General features: G+C 58.1%; 1 protein-coding gene and 1 pseudogene. Both read left to right on the top strand.

Going from position 1 to position 1,817, the window contains the following annotated elements; genetic code table 11:
- Window positions 1-366, top strand: a pseudogene (locus WCA53_RS28280) (hypothetical protein); the annotation flags it as partial.
- 82 nt (window positions 367-448) lie between these two features.
- Window positions 449-1,597, top strand: a complete 1,149-nt coding sequence (locus WCA53_RS28275) for a TAXI family TRAP transporter solute-binding subunit (protein WP_423918753.1) — start codon at window positions 449-451, stop codon at window positions 1,595-1,597.
- Window positions 1,598-1,817: the final 220 nt, after the last annotated feature.

The following is a 1,817-nucleotide window of genomic DNA, read 5'->3' as shown; positions in this document are numbered from 1 at the left end:
AATGGGACCAATGGGACCAATGGGACCAATGGAACGAACGGGAGCAACGGAAGCAACGGAAACAGCAGTGGAACCACCACCCAGATTCCGCAGCCTCCGGTCGCACGGGCGGCTATCCCGGCGACTGACCCTGCCGTGCATGCCACACCGCCTGCAGTCTCCGCGGCGACAGGTGTGCCCGCCACCCACACGGTTGCTCGCACCGTTGCGTCGACGGATGGCGCGGCTAGCGGCGCGCAGGCGAAAGCGGCTTTCAGCGGCGCCAATCCCGACGATGAAGAACGTGCCCTTCGCGAATTTGGCTGGAAGAAAGGAGACTTACCGAAACCGACATCGATAGCACCATCGACAACACCATCGGAATAAGAGACTGACGGCCCGGGAAGGAGACGCGGGCCGATTGATTGAGCGATGTACTCAATACACACTACAACGAATAGAGACAATCATGCGTAAAGCGACATTTTTGCTGTCCGCCCTCTTCGGTGTTATCAGCGCGATCGGCGCGCTGGGCGTTCCCGGCCTTGTCACTGAGGCGCGCGCGCAATCATCCGACTTCAAGATTGTGACTGGACCTGAGCGTGGCACGTACATCCAGATCGGTGCGGACCTGGCGAAAATGGTAGCGGGGCCGATCGGCATGAACCTTGATGTCCTCGCATCGAAGGGGTCGGCGGAGAACGTGCAGCGCATGCGCTTTGAGCCTGGTGTGAAATTCGCCCTGGTACAGTCGGACGTGTATCAGGCTTACCTCGATATGGCGAAGGAGCACAATCCTGACGCGGGCAAGATCATCGAGCCCCTGCGCTTGATCATGCCGCTTTATAACGAAGAGATTTACTTCGTGGTGCGATCTGATTCGCCGCTTAACACCATTAACGAAATCAAGGACAAGAACATAAGCGTCGGGCTGATTGGCAGCGGCACGACCCTGTCGGCGAACACCGTGTACAAGCTGATGTTCAACGAGCCGATCCCTGATGAGAACACCCAGCACTACAGCAACGAAGACGCGCTTGCGAAGTTGATCGTCAAGAAGGTCGATGTGGCGATCATTGTGGTCGGGCAACCGGCCAAGCTCTTCCAGGACATGAACCCTGAGTTGCTTAGCCAGATCAAGCTACTGAAGCTTGATCCTTCGGCGCCTGAGACAGCGCGTGCCGAGCAGACTTATTTCCCGGCGACTATTCGGACCACGAGCTATCCGAACTGGATCAAGGAAGACTCACCGACGCTCACTACGAAGGCATTCCTTGTGACCTATGACTACAATCTGCGGGGTACTGTTGGAGAGATGACGCAGTTCGCCGATTCTCTCTGCGCGCATTTCGATGAATTGCAGGCTAACGGACATCCGAAATGGAAGCAGGTGAAGATGGAGTTGCCGCCGCTGGGCCGTGGCTGGAAATATTATCCGCCGACGGAAAAGGTTCTGCGGGAGTGCATCCGCAAGATGGCGGCCGCCAAGGCCCCGGCTGATAGCAACGAAGCCGACGCGGGTGACGCTGGCGCTGCGATGGGGGCGACGAAACCCAGAGTTGCGCCGAAGCGCGCGTGCACGCCGCAGGAAAAGGTATTGATGTTGTGTGACCAGTGAACAGGATGGGGAGCGCCACACGGATAGCCCCCGCGACTATGGCTCCGTGGCTATAGGGCCGTCGAGGCGAAGCGTGTGTGCGCCGCTGGTGCTTGGGGAGGGTGTTCGGCTGCGGGTTAAATGTTTGGGGCCGCGCTACGTTCGGGCCAAAAACCAGAAGTGGGCAACGACGACACTTAGGTATTGGCGGTTTGAACGCGTTTCTTTGCTTCGTTTCTTT

Source organism: Caballeronia sp., from assembly GCF_049581465.1.
In the GTDB taxonomy this organism is placed as follows: domain Bacteria; phylum Pseudomonadota; class Gammaproteobacteria; order Burkholderiales; family Burkholderiaceae; genus Caballeronia.
The sequence above is the reverse complement of the archived record's forward strand: the minus strand, read 5'-3'. Positions and strand labels throughout refer to the sequence as shown.